The sequence below is a fragment of the Sporosarcina sp. FA9 genome, from assembly GCF_051550205.1.
Lineage (GTDB): Bacteria > Bacillota > Bacilli > Bacillales_A > Planococcaceae > Sporosarcina.
On sequence record NZ_CP188819.1, the window covers coordinates 1,188,996 to 1,207,395 of the forward strand.

The 18,400-nt window shown below is 39.7% G+C and carries 19 protein-coding genes and 1 riboswitch; of the genes, 11 read left to right on the top strand and 8 right to left on the bottom strand.

Going from position 1 to position 18,400, the window contains the following annotated elements:
- Window positions 1-129: 129 nt before the first annotated feature.
- On the bottom strand, window positions 130-1,557 hold the full coding sequence (gene aspA / locus ACP8HH_RS05735) for an aspartate ammonia-lyase (RefSeq protein ID WP_438319047.1): 1,428 nt from the start codon (window positions 1,555-1,557) through the stop codon (window positions 130-132).
- 434 nt (window positions 1,558-1,991) lie between these two features.
- Between aspA and ACP8HH_RS05740 the strand changes: the two genes are divergently transcribed.
- The gene (locus ACP8HH_RS05740; RefSeq protein WP_438317102.1) at window positions 1,992-4,142 is read left to right on the top strand and encodes a PepSY1/2 domain-containing protein; all 2,151 of its coding nucleotides are present in this window, start codon (window positions 1,992-1,994) and stop codon (window positions 4,140-4,142) included.
- Window positions 4,143-4,249: 107 nt separating this feature from the next.
- Here the strand turns inward: ACP8HH_RS05740 and ACP8HH_RS05745 are convergent, their stop codons facing one another.
- Window positions 4,250-5,107 carry a GNAT family N-acetyltransferase gene (locus ACP8HH_RS05745; protein WP_438317105.1) on the bottom strand — a complete coding sequence of 286 codons (858 nt, stop codon included), beginning with the start codon at window positions 5,105-5,107 and terminating at the stop codon, window positions 4,250-4,252.
- Window positions 5,108-5,462: 355 nt separating this feature from the next.
- Window positions 5,463-5,567: riboswitch (SAM riboswitch) on the top strand.
- A gap of 82 nt (window positions 5,568-5,649) precedes the next feature.
- Between ACP8HH_RS05745 and metH the strand changes: the two genes are divergently transcribed.
- Window positions 5,650-9,099, top strand: coding sequence for a methionine synthase (gene metH / locus ACP8HH_RS05750; protein WP_438317108.1), 3,450 nt, complete (start codon window positions 5,650-5,652; stop codon window positions 9,097-9,099).
- A gap of 456 nt (window positions 9,100-9,555) precedes the next feature.
- Here the strand turns inward: metH and ACP8HH_RS05755 are convergent, their stop codons facing one another.
- Window positions 9,556-10,380 carry an aldo/keto reductase gene (locus ACP8HH_RS05755; RefSeq protein ID WP_438317110.1) on the bottom strand — a complete coding sequence of 275 codons (825 nt, stop codon included), beginning with the start codon at window positions 10,378-10,380 and terminating at the stop codon, window positions 9,556-9,558.
- A 158-nt stretch (window positions 10,381-10,538) separates the two neighbouring features.
- On the opposite strand from ACP8HH_RS05755, the gene ACP8HH_RS05760 reads away from it, so the two are divergent.
- Both ACP8HH_RS05760 and ACP8HH_RS05765 read left to right on the top strand, forming a co-directional pair.
- Complete coding sequence (locus ACP8HH_RS05760) at window positions 10,539-11,294, top strand: SDR family NAD(P)-dependent oxidoreductase (protein ID WP_438317113.1); 756 nt, start codon at window positions 10,539-10,541, stop codon at window positions 11,292-11,294.
- A gap of 28 nt (window positions 11,295-11,322) precedes the next feature.
- Window positions 11,323-11,760, top strand: a complete 438-nt coding sequence (locus tag ACP8HH_RS05765) for a MarR family winged helix-turn-helix transcriptional regulator (protein WP_438317116.1) — start codon at window positions 11,323-11,325, stop codon at window positions 11,758-11,760.
- 122 nt (window positions 11,761-11,882) lie between these two features.
- Here the strand turns inward: ACP8HH_RS05765 and ACP8HH_RS05770 are convergent, their stop codons facing one another.
- The gene (locus ACP8HH_RS05770; RefSeq protein ID WP_438317119.1) at window positions 11,883-12,911 is read right to left on the bottom strand and encodes a multicopper oxidase domain-containing protein; all 1,029 of its coding nucleotides are present in this window, start codon (window positions 12,909-12,911) and stop codon (window positions 11,883-11,885) included.
- Window positions 12,912-13,308: 397 nt separating this feature from the next.
- Here ACP8HH_RS05770 and ACP8HH_RS05775 point away from each other — a divergent pair, with 397 nt between their 5' ends.
- From ACP8HH_RS05775 to ACP8HH_RS05800, 6 genes are all read left to right on the top strand, one after another.
- Complete coding sequence (locus tag ACP8HH_RS05775; RefSeq protein ID WP_438317122.1) at window positions 13,309-13,671, top strand: hypothetical protein; 363 nt, start codon at window positions 13,309-13,311, stop codon at window positions 13,669-13,671.
- A gap of 97 nt (window positions 13,672-13,768) precedes the next feature.
- Window positions 13,769-14,098: a hypothetical protein gene (locus ACP8HH_RS05780; RefSeq protein ID WP_438317125.1), complete on the top strand. Its 330-nt coding sequence runs from the start codon at window positions 13,769-13,771 to the stop codon at window positions 14,096-14,098.
- A 114-nt stretch (window positions 14,099-14,212) separates the two neighbouring features.
- Entirely contained in the window at window positions 14,213-14,320 is a 108-nt protein-coding gene (locus ACP8HH_RS05785) for a hexameric tyrosine-coordinated heme protein (protein WP_438317128.1), read from the top strand.
- A 337-nt stretch (window positions 14,321-14,657) separates the two neighbouring features.
- On the top strand, window positions 14,658-15,407 hold the full coding sequence (locus tag ACP8HH_RS05790) for a hypothetical protein (protein WP_438317131.1): 750 nt from the start codon (window positions 14,658-14,660) through the stop codon (window positions 15,405-15,407).
- Window positions 15,408-15,421: 14 nt separating this feature from the next.
- A complete protein-coding gene (locus ACP8HH_RS05795) occupies window positions 15,422-15,580 on the top strand; it encodes a hypothetical protein (RefSeq protein WP_438317133.1) in 159 nt (52 codons plus the stop codon).
- A 170-nt stretch (window positions 15,581-15,750) separates the two neighbouring features.
- Window positions 15,751-15,975, top strand: coding sequence for a hexameric tyrosine-coordinated heme protein (locus ACP8HH_RS05800; RefSeq protein WP_438317136.1), 225 nt, complete (start codon window positions 15,751-15,753; stop codon window positions 15,973-15,975).
- A gap of 64 nt (window positions 15,976-16,039) precedes the next feature.
- Here the strand turns inward: ACP8HH_RS05800 and greA are convergent, their stop codons facing one another.
- The 4 genes from greA to ACP8HH_RS05820 form a co-directional block, all read right to left on the bottom strand.
- Entirely contained in the window at window positions 16,040-16,513 is a 474-nt protein-coding gene (gene greA, locus ACP8HH_RS05805) for a transcription elongation factor GreA (protein WP_438317139.1), read from the bottom strand.
- Between the two features lie 73 nt (window positions 16,514-16,586).
- Entirely contained in the window at window positions 16,587-16,751 is a 165-nt protein-coding gene (locus ACP8HH_RS05810) for a hypothetical protein (protein ID WP_438317142.1), read from the bottom strand.
- 15 nt (window positions 16,752-16,766) lie between these two features.
- Window positions 16,767-17,345 carry a hypothetical protein gene (locus ACP8HH_RS05815; protein ID WP_438317145.1) on the bottom strand — a complete coding sequence of 193 codons (579 nt, stop codon included), beginning with the start codon at window positions 17,343-17,345 and terminating at the stop codon, window positions 16,767-16,769.
- The gene (locus ACP8HH_RS05820) at window positions 17,329-17,523 is read right to left on the bottom strand and encodes a hypothetical protein (RefSeq protein WP_438317148.1); all 195 of its coding nucleotides are present in this window, start codon (window positions 17,521-17,523) and stop codon (window positions 17,329-17,331) included. The genes ACP8HH_RS05815 and ACP8HH_RS05820 overlap by 17 nt, the downstream gene beginning before the upstream one ends.
- Before the next feature lie 315 nt (window positions 17,524-17,838).
- On the opposite strand from ACP8HH_RS05820, the gene ACP8HH_RS05825 reads away from it, so the two are divergent.
- Window positions 17,839-18,357, top strand: coding sequence for a hypothetical protein (locus ACP8HH_RS05825; protein WP_438317151.1), 519 nt, complete (start codon window positions 17,839-17,841; stop codon window positions 18,355-18,357).
- Window positions 18,358-18,400: the final 43 nt, after the last annotated feature.

An 18,400-nucleotide genomic window follows, 5' to 3' on the forward strand; every position in this document is an offset into this window, starting at 1 on the left:
TGAGTAGCTTGGGTTTAAAGTCCTCATTTGCAAGCAAATCGCGTGGGGTGCAAGCAAAATCGCTTTGAGTGCAAGCAAATCAGTGTTGAGTGCAAGCAAAGTAATACCGAGTGCAAGGAAACAAATTCTTTATTTTAAAAGGTCTTTTTTCTTTTTCTCTATTAAGGATGCCCCGGAGATTCCGGGTTTTGTCATTTCATAGGGATTTAGAATAATGCTTAATTCTTCTTCTGTAAGGACTTCGTAGTGAGAACATAGCTCATAGACGGATTTTCCGGTAAGAATGGCTTCACGGGCAATTTTGGTAGCCAGCTCGTAGCCGATATGTGGATTGATTGCCGTAATTGTTCCGACACTTGTGTCTACATAGTGCTTCATTATTTCTTCGTTTGCAGTAATCCCGGACACACAGTAATCTGTGAATACTTGGAATCCGTTGTTCATGATGCTGATCGATTGTAAAAGATTGAAAACAAGAACGGGTTCCATTACGTTTAGTTCAAATTGGCCGGCTTCTGAAGCAAGGCAGATTGTATGATCATTGCCAATGACTTGGAATGCGATTTGATTGATCAGTTCAGCCATTACGGGATTTACTTTTCCGGGCATAATGGATGAGCCCGGTTGTCTCATTGGCAGGTTCAGTTCATTCAAACCTGTTCGTGGCCCAGATGCCATGAGCCGAATGTCATTTGAAATTTTGGACATGTTCATCATACATACTTTCAAAGACGCGGAAACTTCTGTATAGACGTCCGTGTTTTGTGTGGCGTCAACTAAGCTTTCGGCGGCAATCAGTGGAAAGTTGCTGATTTTAGCCAGTTGGTCTACGACGTTTAAAATATAGCTTGGATCTGCATTCAATCCAGTACCTACAGCGGTAGCTCCCATATTCACCGTGTAAAGATGCTGCCGCGACTGGGAAATACGATTGATATCCCGTCTGATTACTCGGCTGTAAGCATCGAATTCTTGTCCCAACCGAATGGGAACAGCATCTTGCAAATGTGTGCGTCCCATTTTAATAATATGGTCGAATTCAATTGATTTTATTTTAAAAGCGTCATACATTTTCTCCATCGTCGTGAGCAGTTTTGCGGACAATGAAAGTGTTGCGATATGTATTGCGGTCGGAAATGCGTCGTTTGTGGATTGAGCCATATTGACATGATTGTTCGGGCTTAAAAAGGCGTAATCCCCTTTTTCTTTGCCAAGTATTTCAAGTGCTCGATTCGCAATCACTTCATTCGCGTTCATATTGATAGAAGTACCTGCGCCACCCTGAATAGGGTCCACAATAAATTGGTCATGCCAAAGCCCTTCCATTATTTCATCTGACGCTTGCACAATTGCTTGTTGTAAATTGAATGGAAGTCGGTTGGTTTCAAAATTTGCGTTCGCCGCTGCTTTCTTCACAATCGCCATCGCTTTTATTAATTCTGAATTGATTCGGTAACCGGTAATGGGGAAGTTTTCAACTGCTCGTAACGTTTGAATGCCGTAGTAACAAGTATTTGGAACTTCCTTTTTACCTAAGAAGTCTTCTTCGGTTCGCATGTCAGAATTTCTCACTTTACTTTCCTCCTAGTAGTTGTTAATGAATACGAAATGGTACCTATGTAACAAAATGAGTATTGAAATAATGTCGTTGTTAGTATAACACTTTCGTGCGATTCAATAACAAGATTTAAACTATTGGACGTACCTGTGCAGGAAACAAAAAATTAGGTATGTCCACACCATGACAATCATAAAGTAAACTATCCGCGGGTAAATTATTGGAAGACGGATTTATTCGAAAATGGATGTTTATAGTGGAAACAAGAGGAGGGCGTAAAAAGGGATACTCGTTAATAAGCAACACTATTCAATGGATATACTACTAATTAGGGGTGAATATGATATCTAATTTAAGAAAAATTGGAATCTTGCTGACTTGTTCCGCTTTATCATTTGGAATGTGTTTATCGACCGCAAACGCTTCTCAGTCAATGAATGAATTGTCCCAAAAGCCTCGTGTTCAAATCGCTACTACAGAAACAAATTTCACAAAAGACGATTTAATAAAAAAGTTTCGTTCCTTGTTTCCCAATCAATTTGACTATTTAAAGTCGAGTGATTTTCAAATGGGCAGCGGGCTTTATTATCCTGAAGATGAGACGTTACGCTATGAACTCTCCTTTACTAAGTTGGTGAATGGAAAACGAATATATGGGTCTGTGGGATTTGTTGGCGAAGACCTTGAAATTGAACAATTCCATTACCAACCATCTAATGTGTCCGAGGCTTTATTTCCAGCAAAAGTTTCAAAGGAAGAGGCCAAAAAGATAGCGATTGCTTTACTTAAAAAATTTAAAGATGGAGAGAAGTACCAATTTGAATCAGACTCGTTGAACTATTACTCGAGACAACTGTTAACGGATCCAATTCGTTACTCGTTTTCATTTGCCCGCACGGAAAATAAGGTGCCACTTGCGGATCAAAGAATTGAGGTAAGTGTGCTTGGCAACGGTGAAATCGTGGGGCTGTATAGAAACCCCATGAATAAGAACTCGTCCACTTTTGACGATGTAAAACAAGTTATAGATGAAAATAAAGTTCTTAAAAAAGTAAAAGAAAATCTTACAGTTGAATTGCACTATCAAATAAAGAATGATTATCAAACAAACCAAACAAATAATCGCAGTGTTCAGCTCGTTTACCAACCAACATCTAATTTACGCGGGGTGCATGCGCATTCGGGTAAGTGGTTAACGGCGAAAGACTATGTAGATAAGTTACCAAAAAACACAAAATTGGAGAAGATTTCTGCCAATCCGATTCCACCAAAATACAACGGAATTACTAAGGAAGAAGCAAAAAAAATTACTGAACAAGCTCTTGATATTTATCCCGACACTTGGAAATTAAGTGTTCAATCTATTGGGGAATACACAAATTATGGTGGACAGGAAGTTTTTAGTGTCCAGTATATGTATCAAGGTGAAAACGGGGGTCATGGGTCAAATTTAGAAATAAATAAACAGACTGGTGAGATTATACAATTTTACGATGTAGCAGCTCAAATGTTGGAGCAGGCCGGAGCAAAAACTGAAAAGGCCAACAAAATTACTGAGCAGGAGGCACTTGCCAAAGCTAAGAACTATTTATTGAAATGGGTTCCATCTTACCTTCACGAATACGCCAATCCTATTGCAGAATCTTATTATGAGGAAAGACCTGGAACTTATTATTTTAATTTCCCAAGAATTTTGAATGGCGTTATTGTGATGGATGATCAAATTAACGTAAGCGTAGCCGCCAATGGTTCATTAAACAGTCTTAGTGTAATTTATCAAGAAGTGAAGGAATGGCCATCAATTGAATCAGCCATTACTAAGGAAAAGGCCAATGGGATCTTTAAAGAGGCACTAAGTCTTAAATTGAATTATATGAAACAAGAGCAAAAAAACAATCATCATTACGATTTAGTCTATTTGCCTTTATTTAACGGAAAATCGTTTAGCTCTTTAGACGCCACTTCGGGAAAATGGAGCAGCTTGTATGATGTGAGCGATTTACCCGAGGTTTCACATCCTTGGGCAAAGGAGGAGCTCAATTACCTCATCGGTGCCAGAATTTTAGAGGTTAAAGATATAGATAATTTTGATGGAGATGCCGCCGTAACAAAAGAAGAGGCACTTAAAACCCTTATGAATGCGCTAACTTATTTTTATGACGGCAGGTTCTATGATTCGAGTGAAAACAAGAGTCAAACTTTCGAGAATATAGATCCTAAACACCCCTTATATCAAATGGTGGAACAAGCCGTTGAAATGGGCATCATCTTACCAAGCGATAAAATCTTTTCCGTCGATTCTCCGATTACGAAAGAAGAAATGGCCGTTTGGCATATACGTGCTTTAGGGCTTGAGCTGGCAGCCAAACAGAGTGGTATTTATAAGCTTGACTTCAAGGACTGGGATCAAGTTCAAAAAGAATATACGGGTCATGTCGCTTTGGCAAATTCTTTGGGATTATTCACGGCGGATAAAAAAATTTTTAACCCCGATAAAGAAGTGACGTATGCGGAGTTAGCCGTTTCAACAATTCGTCTAGCCCATGAAATAGCGAAAAAAGGAAGTAGCCAGAGGTACTATTAACAAATAACTAAGAATAATCTCATGAAATTGGTTGTACAATTTATGACGTTGTTGAAAGAAAATCCCCATCTCTAATAAATAGAGAAAGGGATGGAATTTCACTAACGTCATTTTTCAAATCTTTCAAACCCAAGCTGAACGGAATCTGCCAATCGTTTATAGCCAATTTCCATATAAATTTTATTCGAAGTGGCATTCATCAAATCCGTATACAGGACACAAAATTGATAGTCATTAAGAAGTTCTTTTGTTCCAGCAGCAACCAACGTCCGACCATAGCCTTTTTTTCTCTCTTCCCGCGGTGTAAAAACGAGGGATACAGTTACACCATACTTTGTTGGACGTGACTTCTTCATCATTGAAACAACTTTTCCGTCAAGCTCCCATAAAAAAATTTCTTGTTCGTCAATAAATGAAGCAACCCGCTTTTTGACATCTTCCATTGGGGAAATGGAGAGCCCTGAATCTTCTTCAAATAAGTTGAACCACTTCTCAATCATCAAGCCATCTTTTCTATTTGCAAAACGCCATGTTCCTAGACTTGGTTCCAACGTTTCGTTTACTTTGTCCAGTCGATACAATCCTTGATCCATCACTAAAAATGACGTTAAGTCTGTTTTCATGGCCCATTTTTCTGCGAATAAATTTGCCCATTCTTTCAAACTAACAACTGAACTGATTTCAATTTCAAGATCAAGCAGTTTTTTTATTAACAGGTCGACACTTTCTTCTAAACGGCTTTCGTCGGTAAATATAAGATTTAATGGATGCGGGGGTGTCATTTGTAATAAAGCGAGCACCTCCCCTTTCTCCATAATTGTTGCCATGAATGGATGCTCATACTTTCCTGTTTTGATTGCTTGGAGCACTCCGAAAAAAAGACTGTATAGATCTTCCTTTTCGGATAGAATTGGTTCTGCAATCCTTGCAAATTCATGTACGTCTTCGTGTCGAGTAAATTCCATACAAGCCACCTCCATTCGCCATCAAATTATTTCATCTATAAACCCAAGCTCATCTTAGCTCTTCATTTACCTTGCTACTATAGTCAGTCATTCCCATCCTTCACCGTTCGTTCCATATTAAATATACGATTGAACAAGGAAAAAGATTCAAAAAATTCGAGTGCGTGTGCATGACATTATTCAGATAATGCAATGATTATGAATGCGGAAAAGTTTGAACATGACTAGTATGGGCTTTGGGTGAAGTATGTTTGATTGTTTGTCACACATGTACCTCTTTTTATATAGAAAGTCATTGACAGATAGTTGTTTTACAGATATGCTATTCTTAATTATCAAAACAATTGAATAAATATTCTTATCAAGAGAAGCCGAGGGACTGGCCCTACGACGCTTCAGCAACCAGCCTTTTGGTCAGGTGCTAACTCCAGCGAATCTATTTAGATTCCACAGATAAGGAGAAGCATACTTTATGTATTTTCAAGAGCCTTCTTCTAATTGGAAGGCTTTTTTGTTTTTTTAGAATAGGAGTGGAATAGTCAATGGTGAAGCATTTAATCGAACAACAATTAAAAGAGCGAATTTTAGTTATGGATGGTGCGATGGGTACGATGATTCAGGCAGCGGATTTGTCTGAGGATGATTTTGGTGGAGAGGAATACGATGGGTGCAACGAGTATTTAAACATTATGAGACCCGATGTCCTTGAGCGGATTCACCGTGAATACCTTGAGGCTGGCGCGGATATCATCTGTACGAATACATTTGGTGGAACACCGATTGTACTCGATGATTACGATCTTGGTGATCAGGCTTATGATATTAACTTTAAGGCTGCTGAGCTTGCGAAAAAATGTGCAGTTGAATTTTCCACAGCGGAGTGGCCAAGATTTGTCGCAGGGGCAATGGGACCGACAACGAAAACATTATCCGTTACCGGTGGTGCCACTTTTGACGGACTGACAAATGACTTCTATATTCAAGCAAAAGCTTTGATTGACGGCGGTTGCGACATCCTTCTTATGGAAACAAGTCAGGATATGTTGAACGTGAAAGCTGGTACACTGGGTATTAAACAAGCATTTGAAGAGACGGGTATTGAATTGCCTGTCATGATTTCTGGAACGATTGAACCAATGGGAACAACGCTCGCGGGACAAAGGATTGAATCTTTTTACATATCGATTGAACATATTAAACCACTTTCAGTCGGCCTAAACTGCGCAACTGGACCTGAATTCATGACCGATCACCTTCGTTCATTGTCAGATCTATCAAGTGGATTCGTCAGTTGTTATCCAAATGCTGGATTGCCGGATGAAGAAGGACATTACCATGAATCTCCAGAATCCTTATCGAAAAAGCTCGAAGGTTTTGCGGATAAAGGATGGCTGAATATCGTAGGGGGCTGTTGCGGAACAACGCCAGCACATATTGAGGCGATTCGAGAAGTGGTACGAGGTAAAAAGCCGAGACAAATTCCTGTGGAACTGCACGGCCATGCGATATCGGGTATTGAACCTCTTCTGTATGATGAATCGATGCGTCCTTTACTTATTGGCGAACGAACAAACGTCATTGGCTCAAGAAAATTCAAGCAACTGATTGTTGATGGGAAATTTGAAGAAGCATCTGAAATCGCTCGTGCACAAGTAAGAGGTGGGGCGCATGTCATTGATATTTGTCTTGCGAATCCGGACCGAGATGAACTTGAGGACATTACACGATTTATGAAAGAAGTTGTGAAGAAAGTAAAAGTACCTCTAGTGATTGATTCGACCGATGAAAAGGTCATTGAGGAAGCTTTAAAATATTCTCAAGGTAAAGTGATCATCAACTCCATCAATTTAGAAGACGGTGAAGAACGCTTTGACGCTGTTCTTCCATTAGTGAAGAAATACGGCGCAGCTGTTGTCGTTGGAACAATCGATGAACCAGGAATGGCCGTAACTCGTGAACGTAAATTAGAAGTAGCGCAGCGTTCGTATGACTTACTTGTTAATAAATGGGGAATTGAGCCTGAAGATATCATATTTGATCCGCTCGTTTTTCCGGTTGGAACAGGAGATGCGCAGTACATTGGATCAGCAGTTGAAACAATCGAGGGCATTCGATTAATTAAAGAAAAAATGCCTCGCGCGTTAACGATTTTGGGTGTTAGTAACGTTTCCTTCGGGTTGCCTCCTGTTGGTCGTGAAGTGTTGAACGCTGTGTATTTGTACCATTGTACGTTAGCAGGATTGGACTACGCCATCGTAAATACGGAGAAATTGGAACGCTATGCTTCCATTCCAGAAGCGGAAATTAAGATGGCGAATGAACTGCTGTTTACGACAACGGATCAAACACTTGCTGACTTTACAAATTTCTACCGCGGAAAGAAAAAAGAAAAGACGGAAGACGATATTCCGAAAACAGTTCCGGAACGTCTCAGTTATTATGTAGTTGAAGGAACGAAAGAAGGATTGATTCCCGACTTGGAAGCGGCAAGGGAAATGTACGACGCTCCGCTGGATATCATCAATGGACCGTTAATGACGGGGATGGCAGAAGTGGGAAGACTCTTCAATACGAATCAACTGATCGTAGCGGAAGTGCTTCAAAGTGCGGAAGTTATGAAGGCGTCGGTTACGTATTTGGAACAGTTCATGGATAAGGATTCCGGGGATCATGGCAAAGGGAAAATTGTTCTTGCGACGGTTAAAGGCGATGTCCATGATATTGGGAAGAACTTGGTCGAAATCATTTTGGGGAATAATGGGTTTACAGTCATTGATGTCGGCATCAAAGTGACGCCCGGTACATTAATTGATGTGATTCGCAAGGAAAAGCCAGATATGATTGGTTTATCAGGCCTTCTCGTAAAATCGGCACAACAAATGGTGTTGACTGCGCAGGATTTCAAAGCCGCCGGGATTGACATACCGATACTTGTTGGAGGAGCCGCATTGACACGTCGTTTTACAGAGACGAAGATTGCTGCAGAGTACGATGGCCCGGTTTTGTATGCAAAAGATGCGATGTACGGCTTGGAATTGGCCAATCGACTGCAAAATAAAGATGAAAAAGAAGCATTACTTATTGAAATAGAAGAGGCAAAAATAAAGCGAGTCGAAAACGATATTATAAAAGAAGCGAAAAGAGCGGCGGCACCTGCTGTAGAAATGGCGGTTCGACCGGTAAAAACGGTTCGAGAAGACGCGGCGGTTCGGGTTCCAAAAGATTTACGTCGTCGGATTCAAAAGGAGTATTCGGTCTCTCACTTGTCACCATATGTAAATATGCGAACGCTTATTGGGCATCATCTTGGCCTTCGGGGTAATGTTGCTAAGATGCTTGAGAATAAAGAGCCGCGTGCGCTTGAGCTCCATGAAATGGTCACAGGATTCCTGAGTTCGGGTAATTTATCGGCATCTGGCTTGTATCAATTCTTTCCCGCTCAAGCGGACGGGAATGACGTCATTATTTACAGTCCGGAAGACAGCAAAACGGAGATTGAACGATTCACGTTTCCAAGGCAAAGCAAAGAGCCGTTTTTATGTTTGGCAGACTTTTTGAAGACAGTGGATAGCGGTGAAATGGATTATATAGCTTTGATGCAAGTAACGGCTGGACATGGGGTACGAGATTTCGCCAATCAATTGAAGGCGGAAGGTAAGTTTTTGGAAAGTCATGCATTCCAGTCAACGGCCCTAGAGCTTGCGGAAGGATTTGCTGAACGGATTCATCAAGAGATTCGCGATCAATGGGGGTTCCCGGATGCTACGGAATTCACTATGCTTGAGCGGTTTGCAGCGAAGTATACGGGTCAGCGCTTTTCGTTTGGGTATCCGGCTTGTCCGAATTTGGAGGACCAGTCGAAGTTGTTCGGTTTGTTGAAGCCTGAGGATATTGGTGTGCATTTGACGGAGGAGTATATGATGGAACCGGAAGCTTCTGTTTCGGCGATTGTTTTTGCGCATCCGGATGCACGTTATTTTAATGTGGATTGAGTTTAGTTAGTGTGATAAATAGAAAAATGCGGTTCCGTTTGGTGAGTAGACCAATTGGAATCGCATTTTTTAGATATATATTGGGCTAGAGAATAATGTGGTTAATCGCTAATTTCCGTTCCGACCGGACGCGTTCCATTGTCGAAGAATAAAAACCATTCTTCTTAAGGCCACTGGTCGAGCCTCCTCGTCGCGAAAATCGCGCTCCTGTGGGGTCTCGACATTCAAACTGATCCTATTGGAGTGTTTGAGCCGTGGTCAACACGATGTTGATTATGCAGTCGTTGCGACAGGACGTCGCGTACTTAGACTGCGTCTGCACTCCAATTAGCTAAAGTGTGTGGAGAATATAAGTTCGAGATCAATAGAAAATTAGTGGGATTTTCTAGAGAATAATAGTTGACTAAGATTCTTCACCACATCATTTTCCAGAGAACCTATAAAGCATCCCCTCAGTTATCGATAGCTGAATTCGCTAGGGACTGCGTTGTGACGTTCGCCTTTGTCGAGTGCGGCGATTTTGTTCAGGTCCTCTTCGCTTAGTTCGAAGTCGAATACGTTTAGGTTTTCGTCCATTCGTGATGGTGTTACTGTTTTTGGTATTGGAACGACGTCTGTTTGTAGGTGCCAGCGCAGGATGATTTGAGCTGGTGTTTTGCTGTGTTGCTTCGCAAGTTCTTGAATTACGGGATCTTCCAAAACCTTGGTGCCGTTCATTAATGGGCTATAAGCTTCGATTAGAATGCCGTGTTCTGTACAGAATTTCTTGAGTTCTGTTTGTTGTAAGTAGGGATGGTATTCGATTTGGTTCACGGCCGGAATGATTTCACATTCGTCCATGATCCGTTGTAGGTGTTCGATGTCAAAGTTGCAGACGCCGATTGCTTTTGCGCGACCGTCTTTGTATATGGTTTCCAATGCTTTGTATGATTCTACGTACATATCGAACATAGGTGTTGGCCAATGGATTAAATAGAGATCGACATAATCAAGGCCGAGCTTTTCAAGGCTTTCATCAAAGGCTTTTAATGCAGTTTCATAGCCTTGATCGGCATTCCAAAGTTTGGTTGTGATGAAGAGCTCAGCTCTGGGTACATTAGTAGCGGCGATTGCTTTTCCGACGCCCACTTCGTTTTTATAAATTTTAGCGGTATCAATTAAACGATAACCGGCATCCATTGCTTTTTGTACTGTATGTTCGGCCTCATCATCAGGAATTTTCCAAACTCCGTACCCAAGTTGTGGTATTTTAAGTCCATTGTTTACTGTTTTAGTTTGCATGAAATCGCTTCCTTTCAGTGTTATCTATTAGTTTATCATATGGTTTCGGAAAATTGAATTTTTGAGACACACGGTCCCGGCTGCAGTTCAATTCCTTTATCCTAATATAGTTTAGTGCTATACTATATTTAATCGTAATTCAAAAGGAGATGTTTTGAATGGGTAAATTACAAGATAAAGTAGTCATTATAACGGGCGGTGCAGGCGGTATTGGTAGTGGTATTGCAAAAGCGATGGTAAAAGAAGGCGCGGTTGTAGCGATTGTTGATTTAAATGAAGAGACGGGACAGGCGATGGAGAAAGAACTTCAGGCGATTTCCCCAAAATCGATATTCATTCAAGCGAATTTGATGGACCACAAAAATCTAGGTAAAATTGTTGAAGACGTTGTTGAGAAGTATGGCAAGCTGGATGTGTTAGTCAATAACGCACATGCATCAAAACAAGTAACAATTGAAGAAACCAGTCAAGCAGATTTAGATCTGTCGTTTGGTACTGGGTTTTACCCAACGTTCTACTTGATGCAATCAGCTCTTCCACACTTAAAAGAGTCCAAAGGGAATGTCATTAACTTTGCGTCTGGTGCAGGATTGGAAGGTCATGCAACTCAAGGTGCGTATGCTGCTGCAAAAGAGGCAATTCGTGGTATTTCACGTGTAGCCGCAAATGAGTGGGGACCGTTTGGTATTAACGTTAATATAATTAGTCCACTTGCCAACTCACCTGGTGTTCAGGCATGGGCAAAAGCACAACCCGAATATTACGAAGAAGTTGTAAAGAAAATTCCACTGGGACGTTTTGGTGAATTAGAAGAGGATATTGGACGCGTCGCTGTCTTTTTAGCATCTGAAGATTCACGATACATCACAGGACAAACAATCATGGTTGACGGTGGATCGGTCATGTTGCGTTAATGAATTCTTTTTTTGAAGGAGATTTTTAATGAAACAAAATAATATTTTCAAACTGATTCGTACAGTAGAACAGATGAATAATGAAAACATTATGCAGTTCACGAAAGCATTTCAGCATCCCCTTGGCATTTCACCAATCTTGGTATTGGCTGAGTTGCGTACAAAAGGACCCCAAAAGCAGGCGGAGCTAGCTGAGACAATTGGTTATACCAAGGGAGCCATGACGAACATTGCCGAAAAGCTTGTTAGTCTTGGCTTTGCTGAACGATTGTACGATGAATCGGATCGCCGAACGATTCAACTTCAAATCACAACTGGCGGTAGGGATGCATTGAAAGAAGCACAAACGATTGGTGAAGAAGTGTTCATGCAGCTTTTTGAAAACTTGAATGAAGAAGAAATCAATCAGTATTTGTTGATTCAGGAGAAAATTGTACAGGGGATAAAGAGTAGGAAGAAGATATAACGGTTAACGTGGATAAGAATTTGATCGCCTTTGCTAACTTATGCAAAGGTCTTTTTCATTTGATGCAAAGATAAAACAATAAAAGGGCTTTCCCCTTATGGAATGCCCTTTTCGGAGTTGCATTATTCTTCAGTCACTCTGAGTAATGCAATCGCACCTTTGTCTGCATGTTTGAATTGGTGCGTAAGAATCGGATAATCTCCTGCTTCAGTCACAGTGAATTCAACGACTGCACCGCCACTTGCGGGTAACATAATCGTTTGCATGCCTTTCAATCGATTCGCTGGATTACCATCGATATAGACATCTTCCATTATTGTTCCAACAACATGAAGTGAACTCACTTCATTTGGACCCATATTGTTTACGTACAACCGGACTTTTTCGCCAACCTTTGCAACAAGCGGTTCATCCTTCAAACTGAATGTATCGCCATTTGTGTTGCGGTCTCCTTCGTGAAGGGCTTTTGTAGATAGGACAACATGTTCAGGTTCTTCATTTAAGAAAGCGTCATAATCGTTATACTTGTACCATTCGTTTTGAATAAGTACATATTCGCGGTCAATTTCATCATCTGTTGGGTATCCATCTGTTGGTTTCACAATAATGACCCCGTGCATACCATTCGCAATATGCGATAGAATTGGATTAGTTCCACAGTGGTACATGAAAACACCAGGGAAATTTGCTGGATACGTAAATGTGCCGTCTTCATTTGGCATAATATCGGCGAAGTTTTTCGATGGTGCTGTGTGAACTGCATGTAAGTCAATGCTGTGCGGGATTACAGGGTCAATATTTATTAGTTTGAAATTAATAACATCTCCCTGATTCACAACAACCAATGGACCGGGTGCTTCTCCGTTAAATGTCCACGCTTTGTAGTTCTTTCCTTTGTCAATTTCAATATCTGTAATTTGTGCTGTCATTTCAATATTTACTTCATTTTCACTGATTCGCTCAAATTTCAACGGTACCGGTTCTTGATTTAATCCTTCATGCGGACCAATCACTTCAACTGCTGTTTGCTTTACCTCCAAACTAATCGGGACTATTTCATTATCCTCTTTTACTAGTGATGGGTCCGTACAACCTACCAATATACCTGCGACAAAGAACACTGAGAATCCAACTGCAACTATTTTCCTCATTTTATACCCCCCCTGTTTTTTTCTTCCTTTCTGATACTGCCTTCATTATATTAACAAAGCAAAAGTACCTATGTGATTTAAATCACATAATCGTTGTAAGTCATTGATTCAACACAATTTGGTCATGGGTTGTACACATTCGGGTATTTGTCTTAATATCTAATTTGAAATAGGTAGAAGTAAATAAGAGTTAGAATGTGGTTATTCATTGGAATCAATTAACGGGCCCTTATGACTATGTAAAGGAGAATTCAAATAGATGCTAGAATATGACAGTGTTTGCACGCAATTTACGAAGGTCTTTTGTTTGTTCTGAATTAAAGAGTATTCAGATTACTTCCGTTGACATATAGGAACGTTTGTTTTAAAATGAGTATAAATTAGACTTACTATATCTTTGGGAAAATGCTTAGAAGTTAAAAATGCAACAAAGCTTGAGCAATGGTTACTCTTTTTTAAAGGTGATCAGGAAACAAAGGAGGAATTAGCAATGGAAAGTTCAACAATGCAAGAGGCGTTAAAGGAAATCCAACGTTTAAGTGAAGATCCAGAAACACGGAAAGCCGCCATCGCACGTGAAATCCATATGAAAGATCAACTTCAAAGAGAACTGGAAGCAAAAATGGAGGGCACACAAGAAGGCAAAGCAGAAATCATCCTCAATATGTATCATAACCAATATTCGGTAGAAGCAATTGCAGCCATAACCAATGTGCCAATCGCAGACGTTTCACGTATTGTGAAGTCGAATATTCAATAGTTATATATCTCTTATCTGTACTAGATATATTTGTGAAAGTTTAAACAAACATGATTGTTTGTCAAACGAGTATCTTTTATTGGAGGAGGAATTAGCTATGGAGAGTTCGGCAATGAAACATGCATTAATGGAAATCCAACGTTTAAGTGATGATATTGAAATACGCAAAGCAGCCATCGCTCAAGAAATTCACATGAAAGATCAAATCCAAAGAGTATGGGAAGCAAGAATGGAGGGCATAGAGGAAGGTAGGAGAGAAGCCAGACAAAAAGCCAGACAAGAAGGCATCCAAGAATTTAAAACAGAGATCATCCTCAATATGTATCATAAACAATATTCGTTAGAAGAAATTGCAGACGTAACCAACCTACCAGTAGAAGACGTTTTACGCCTTGTGAAGTCAACTATTAAATTGTTGGAAAAATAATGATTCATACCGCCAAAGGCCTTTGCTAAAATCTGCTAAGGTCTTTTTGTTGAGTTCTCATAATTTTCTAAATACCGTTGAAAACTATCTTAATGTACTCTATATTTAAGGAGAATGACAAAAGGAGGGGAAGAGACGATGGCAGATAGCCTAACAATGGCCTCCCACGTTGTTGCAACACATTTTCAAACAGTAGCGGCCGCAAACAACTATTGGAAATAACGGTCCTGTTAAAGAATGGCTTATTCTAGAGCTATTCTTTTTTATTTTTGTTGAATCAAGCACCAATTTCTAATAGAAGTATTCCCTTCTGCCAAAATGCTGATTGGGGAACACTGCTTGGAAGAAATCGGAATAAGAATTTTATAGCCTTTGCGTACCCAGACAAAGGTCTTTTTAATTATTGAAATCTAGTTTATCGTAATCGAATGAATTCTGTTTTATTAACTACTCTCCTGGCCTTATACACAAGTCGTAGAAAAATTATTTAATCCCATGTATGTTGGCGGTGAGGAGGTGGTAACTCGTGAAAATTTGTCATGCGTGTAGGAGGGAGATTTTGGACGAGCCGTTTCGATGGCATGGTGGATTAGAGATTTATTGTAAAGAAGACTGCTTACCAGAAAATGTGTTGGACGAACCATATGCACTGACGTATACGAGTTTATTGGCATCGTATAAGGACTTTGTGGAAGAGCTGAGTGATATTGAAACTTGGTACCGGAGGGATGAGTTGCTTAGTGGAATTGAATTATGTGAAAAGCAGTGTGCTGAATATGTGTTTGGAGATTTGGAAGGGTTATTTTACAAAGAGAGATTGAGTGAACTGCATCAATGGTTTACTGAGCTTTACGACAAGTCGGCGATCTATTTGTTAAATTGGGATCACTACCGGTTTGAAACGGGACTTGTCATTTACTGGGAAGGAATTGTTCAATACGATTCTAAAGAAAGCGCTGTGGCCTTGCAGGCGATATTGGAAAAGTATATGAATGAAAACAAATTGAATCCGATGCACTTAAAGGAAGCAAGATTTGATGCACTTACTGAAATGGAAAGTATTTTAGTTTTCCCACAAAAAGAGTACTATAAAAATGGATTTGGTCAAAATGCATTGCAAGATTTGTATACGATTTGCGTCGATTTTTTTGAGGAAAGATCCGTCAAGAAAGGATTTGATTATGAGAATTGTATTCAATTCACAAAGCTTTTTACTTGTCCCATATGTAATTGCCCAGAGCCAATTGAAGATGCTGATGTAAGTGAGGAGTATCAAGTTATTGCATGTAATTATTGTTACAACAAATGAAAGGAGGGAATAAAATGAGATTCTATTTTCATTACAATGGAAAAAAGTTTGAAAAATGTCATGATGCTACATTCAGAGCTATGTCGATTCGCGAAGAAATTAGAGAAGAGTGTTTGAGGGCTGGGAAAACTCACAAAGAAATTGAAGAAGCTTTTCGGGCATTTGGTATTTAAACAATGGTAAAAGCATATTACTTATGATATGAAGGGGTCCGGCATGAATTTTGCAGTTACCTATCAGTCCCAAGAAAAGAAATTCAGACCTTTGCGTTCTTGTGCGAAGGTCTTTTTGTTTACATATGAATACACTAGTTAAAGAGAATCACAAAAGGAGGGAAACAAGGATGGAGGATTGGATTACGAGTTTACAAACAGACACACCGCAAAAAGGGTTTGAGCTTGCGATATTGCTTGCACAAAAAGGTGTCATGTACACGCAACCTTCAGCAGAAGTAAGGGCGGAGCTAAGAAAGGTCTATTCAAATAACCCCAACAGCCTCATAATGGCCTCCCATGTTGTAGCGAACTATTTTCAAACAGTAGCAGCCGCAAATAACTATTGGAAATAAGGGTCCATTAAAGAATGGCTTAACGATGGGCTGTTCTTTTTGTTTTGCTGAATGAAATGCGGATTCAACCAATGGAAACGATTTGTAACTTAATTTCCCCGCCTGGTGTTCTAAGGCTTACTTCATCGCCAACAGAACGTCCTAAAAGACCCTTCGCCAGTGGTGAATCATTTGAAATCGTTCCGTTAAGTGGATCGGCTTCTGCGATACCTACTATTGTATATGTTTCTGTTTCGCCATTAGGCAGTTCGATAAACGTTACGGGTGTACCGAGAACGATTGTATCTACACTATGATCCTTTTTGCTAATCATTTCTGCATTTTCAAGCATATCTAAGAGAAGTAAAATACGTTCTTCCAATTGAGCTTGTGCTTTCATAGCAGCCGCGTATTCCGAGTCCTCTCTAAAATCACAAAACGATCGTGCTTTTTTGATGCGGTCCAATGCTTCTGTACGTTTTTGCGTTTGTAACGTATCTAGTTCTTGCAAGATCGCCTGTTTTCCAGACTTCGTCATTGGGTACTTTTTAGGTTTCATTTATTGTTCGCTCCTTTATTGGGTGTTGTTCGTCACGCATGTATTCTCTTTCACATATGTCCCTGTCATCATACTACAATCCAAAGTTTAAAAATAACTCCACAATCTCTTGATCTGTTTTGCCATCCTCTTTTAGTTCCTTCCAAAGTTCACGTCGTACCCGTTCTTCTTTAGACAGCTTACCTATGAGCTGCACCAGTTCGTTACTATCCGTTAGTTTGCATTCCCATAATAGCATTCATAACAAATCCTTTCATTGACAGGACCAACATGCCTGTACATGTTCAATTTCCATAAGATTGAAATCCTCCCATGGTTCCATAATCTCGCAGATTGGACATAGGGCGAGCTCTATATAAGAGAACAGTGAGTCATAGTCTTCAAGCATAAACGGTCTTAAAAACGCATCTACAAACGTATATAACTCTTGGATGTATGGATGAATTCCTGTGTCTATGTAGGATTCTTCATCTTCAAAGTAAAGTATGTTTTGCCATTCAGTTACTGCATCTAGGCCTTGATTGTATAAAATCATTGGTCTGTCTTCAAAAGACTCTAACTGTTGTTGTAGAAGAGTTTGTAAGTGGATTGCCACCTCTTTGGATAACTCCATACGAATCGTATCCCAGCCGATGAAAAGCCCCATATCAAGACGGAAGTTTTCTTTTATCGTAAAGTATTCCCGTATCTCATCTTTCGCTTTAAACACAGATCCCAATAACTCTCGGATTTCCTGTTTATAATAAGAACCTTCGAGGTCTCCCAATAAATGTTCTTCATATTGAATGAGCAAATAATCTACTTCTACCAATAGTTCATGTTGCTGATTCACCGAAGTGAATGATTGGCGGTTCCTCGAACGAATTAAGTAAATGATAGTAATTCAGTGCAAAGGGCTCATCCAATTCACCTTCAGGTAGGCAAGCCATAGAACAGTAATCTCCATTGCCTTCTGCACAACAGAGCGCTTTCCAATTGAATCTTTTCTTACATGATGAACAGTGCATCATTTTGCATCCCCCTCCTATTGTTTACACTATACATAGGCTTAAGGAAATCTGTTATTAAGCTCAAATTGAGATGTGGGTACGAGAAGATGTAAATGATCTGCTTATGTATTTGAAATGGGATGGTAAACACTTTAACGAGCATCAAATCATAAATGTATTTTAATTGAAGTGAGTCATAGTTAGATAGAATCAATTTCAGAAAGACAATATTTCTAATCATGCTACGTGATAATTTGTGGTAAACTAAATGGTAAGTAAACTTAATATTCAAATTGTATATCGCACTAAAAAATGGACAAAGGGAGGAATACGTAAATGAAGAAACATGTTTTAACCTTGTATGTAATAGTGGGAATGTGTCTTGCTTTAGTCGCGTGTAATGAAGCCAGTGATGATTCATCGAAAATAAAAAATGATTCGGTTAAAGCGACTGAATCCAATAAGGATAAGGACGTTGGGGAGAAATCCTCAGATGACGATAAACCAGAACAAAAGGATAAAGCAGGGAAAAAGTTATCAATTCCTGATGACATTCCCGCGGATTTTCCTTTTCCAGAGGGAATTGTCATAACGAATATAGAAGATAAGTCGGATGCGGATAAAGTTGAGTATCAAATCGATATTAACTTAGAAAAAATTGATGTGGAAGCAGTTTTTGACATGTATCGGGAGTACTCCGAAAAGATCGATTACTCAATCATAAATGATGGTGAATCGAATGCTCTACCTGATGTATATCAATTTGCTACATTCAAAACATCGACAGACATGTTTATTATTACATTGCGGCCAAAAGAAGAAAATGGAGTGATTCAAATAGTAGTAGGAAAATGACTTATACACTAAAGGTGATTAGAAAAGAGTAGCGTGAGTTTTA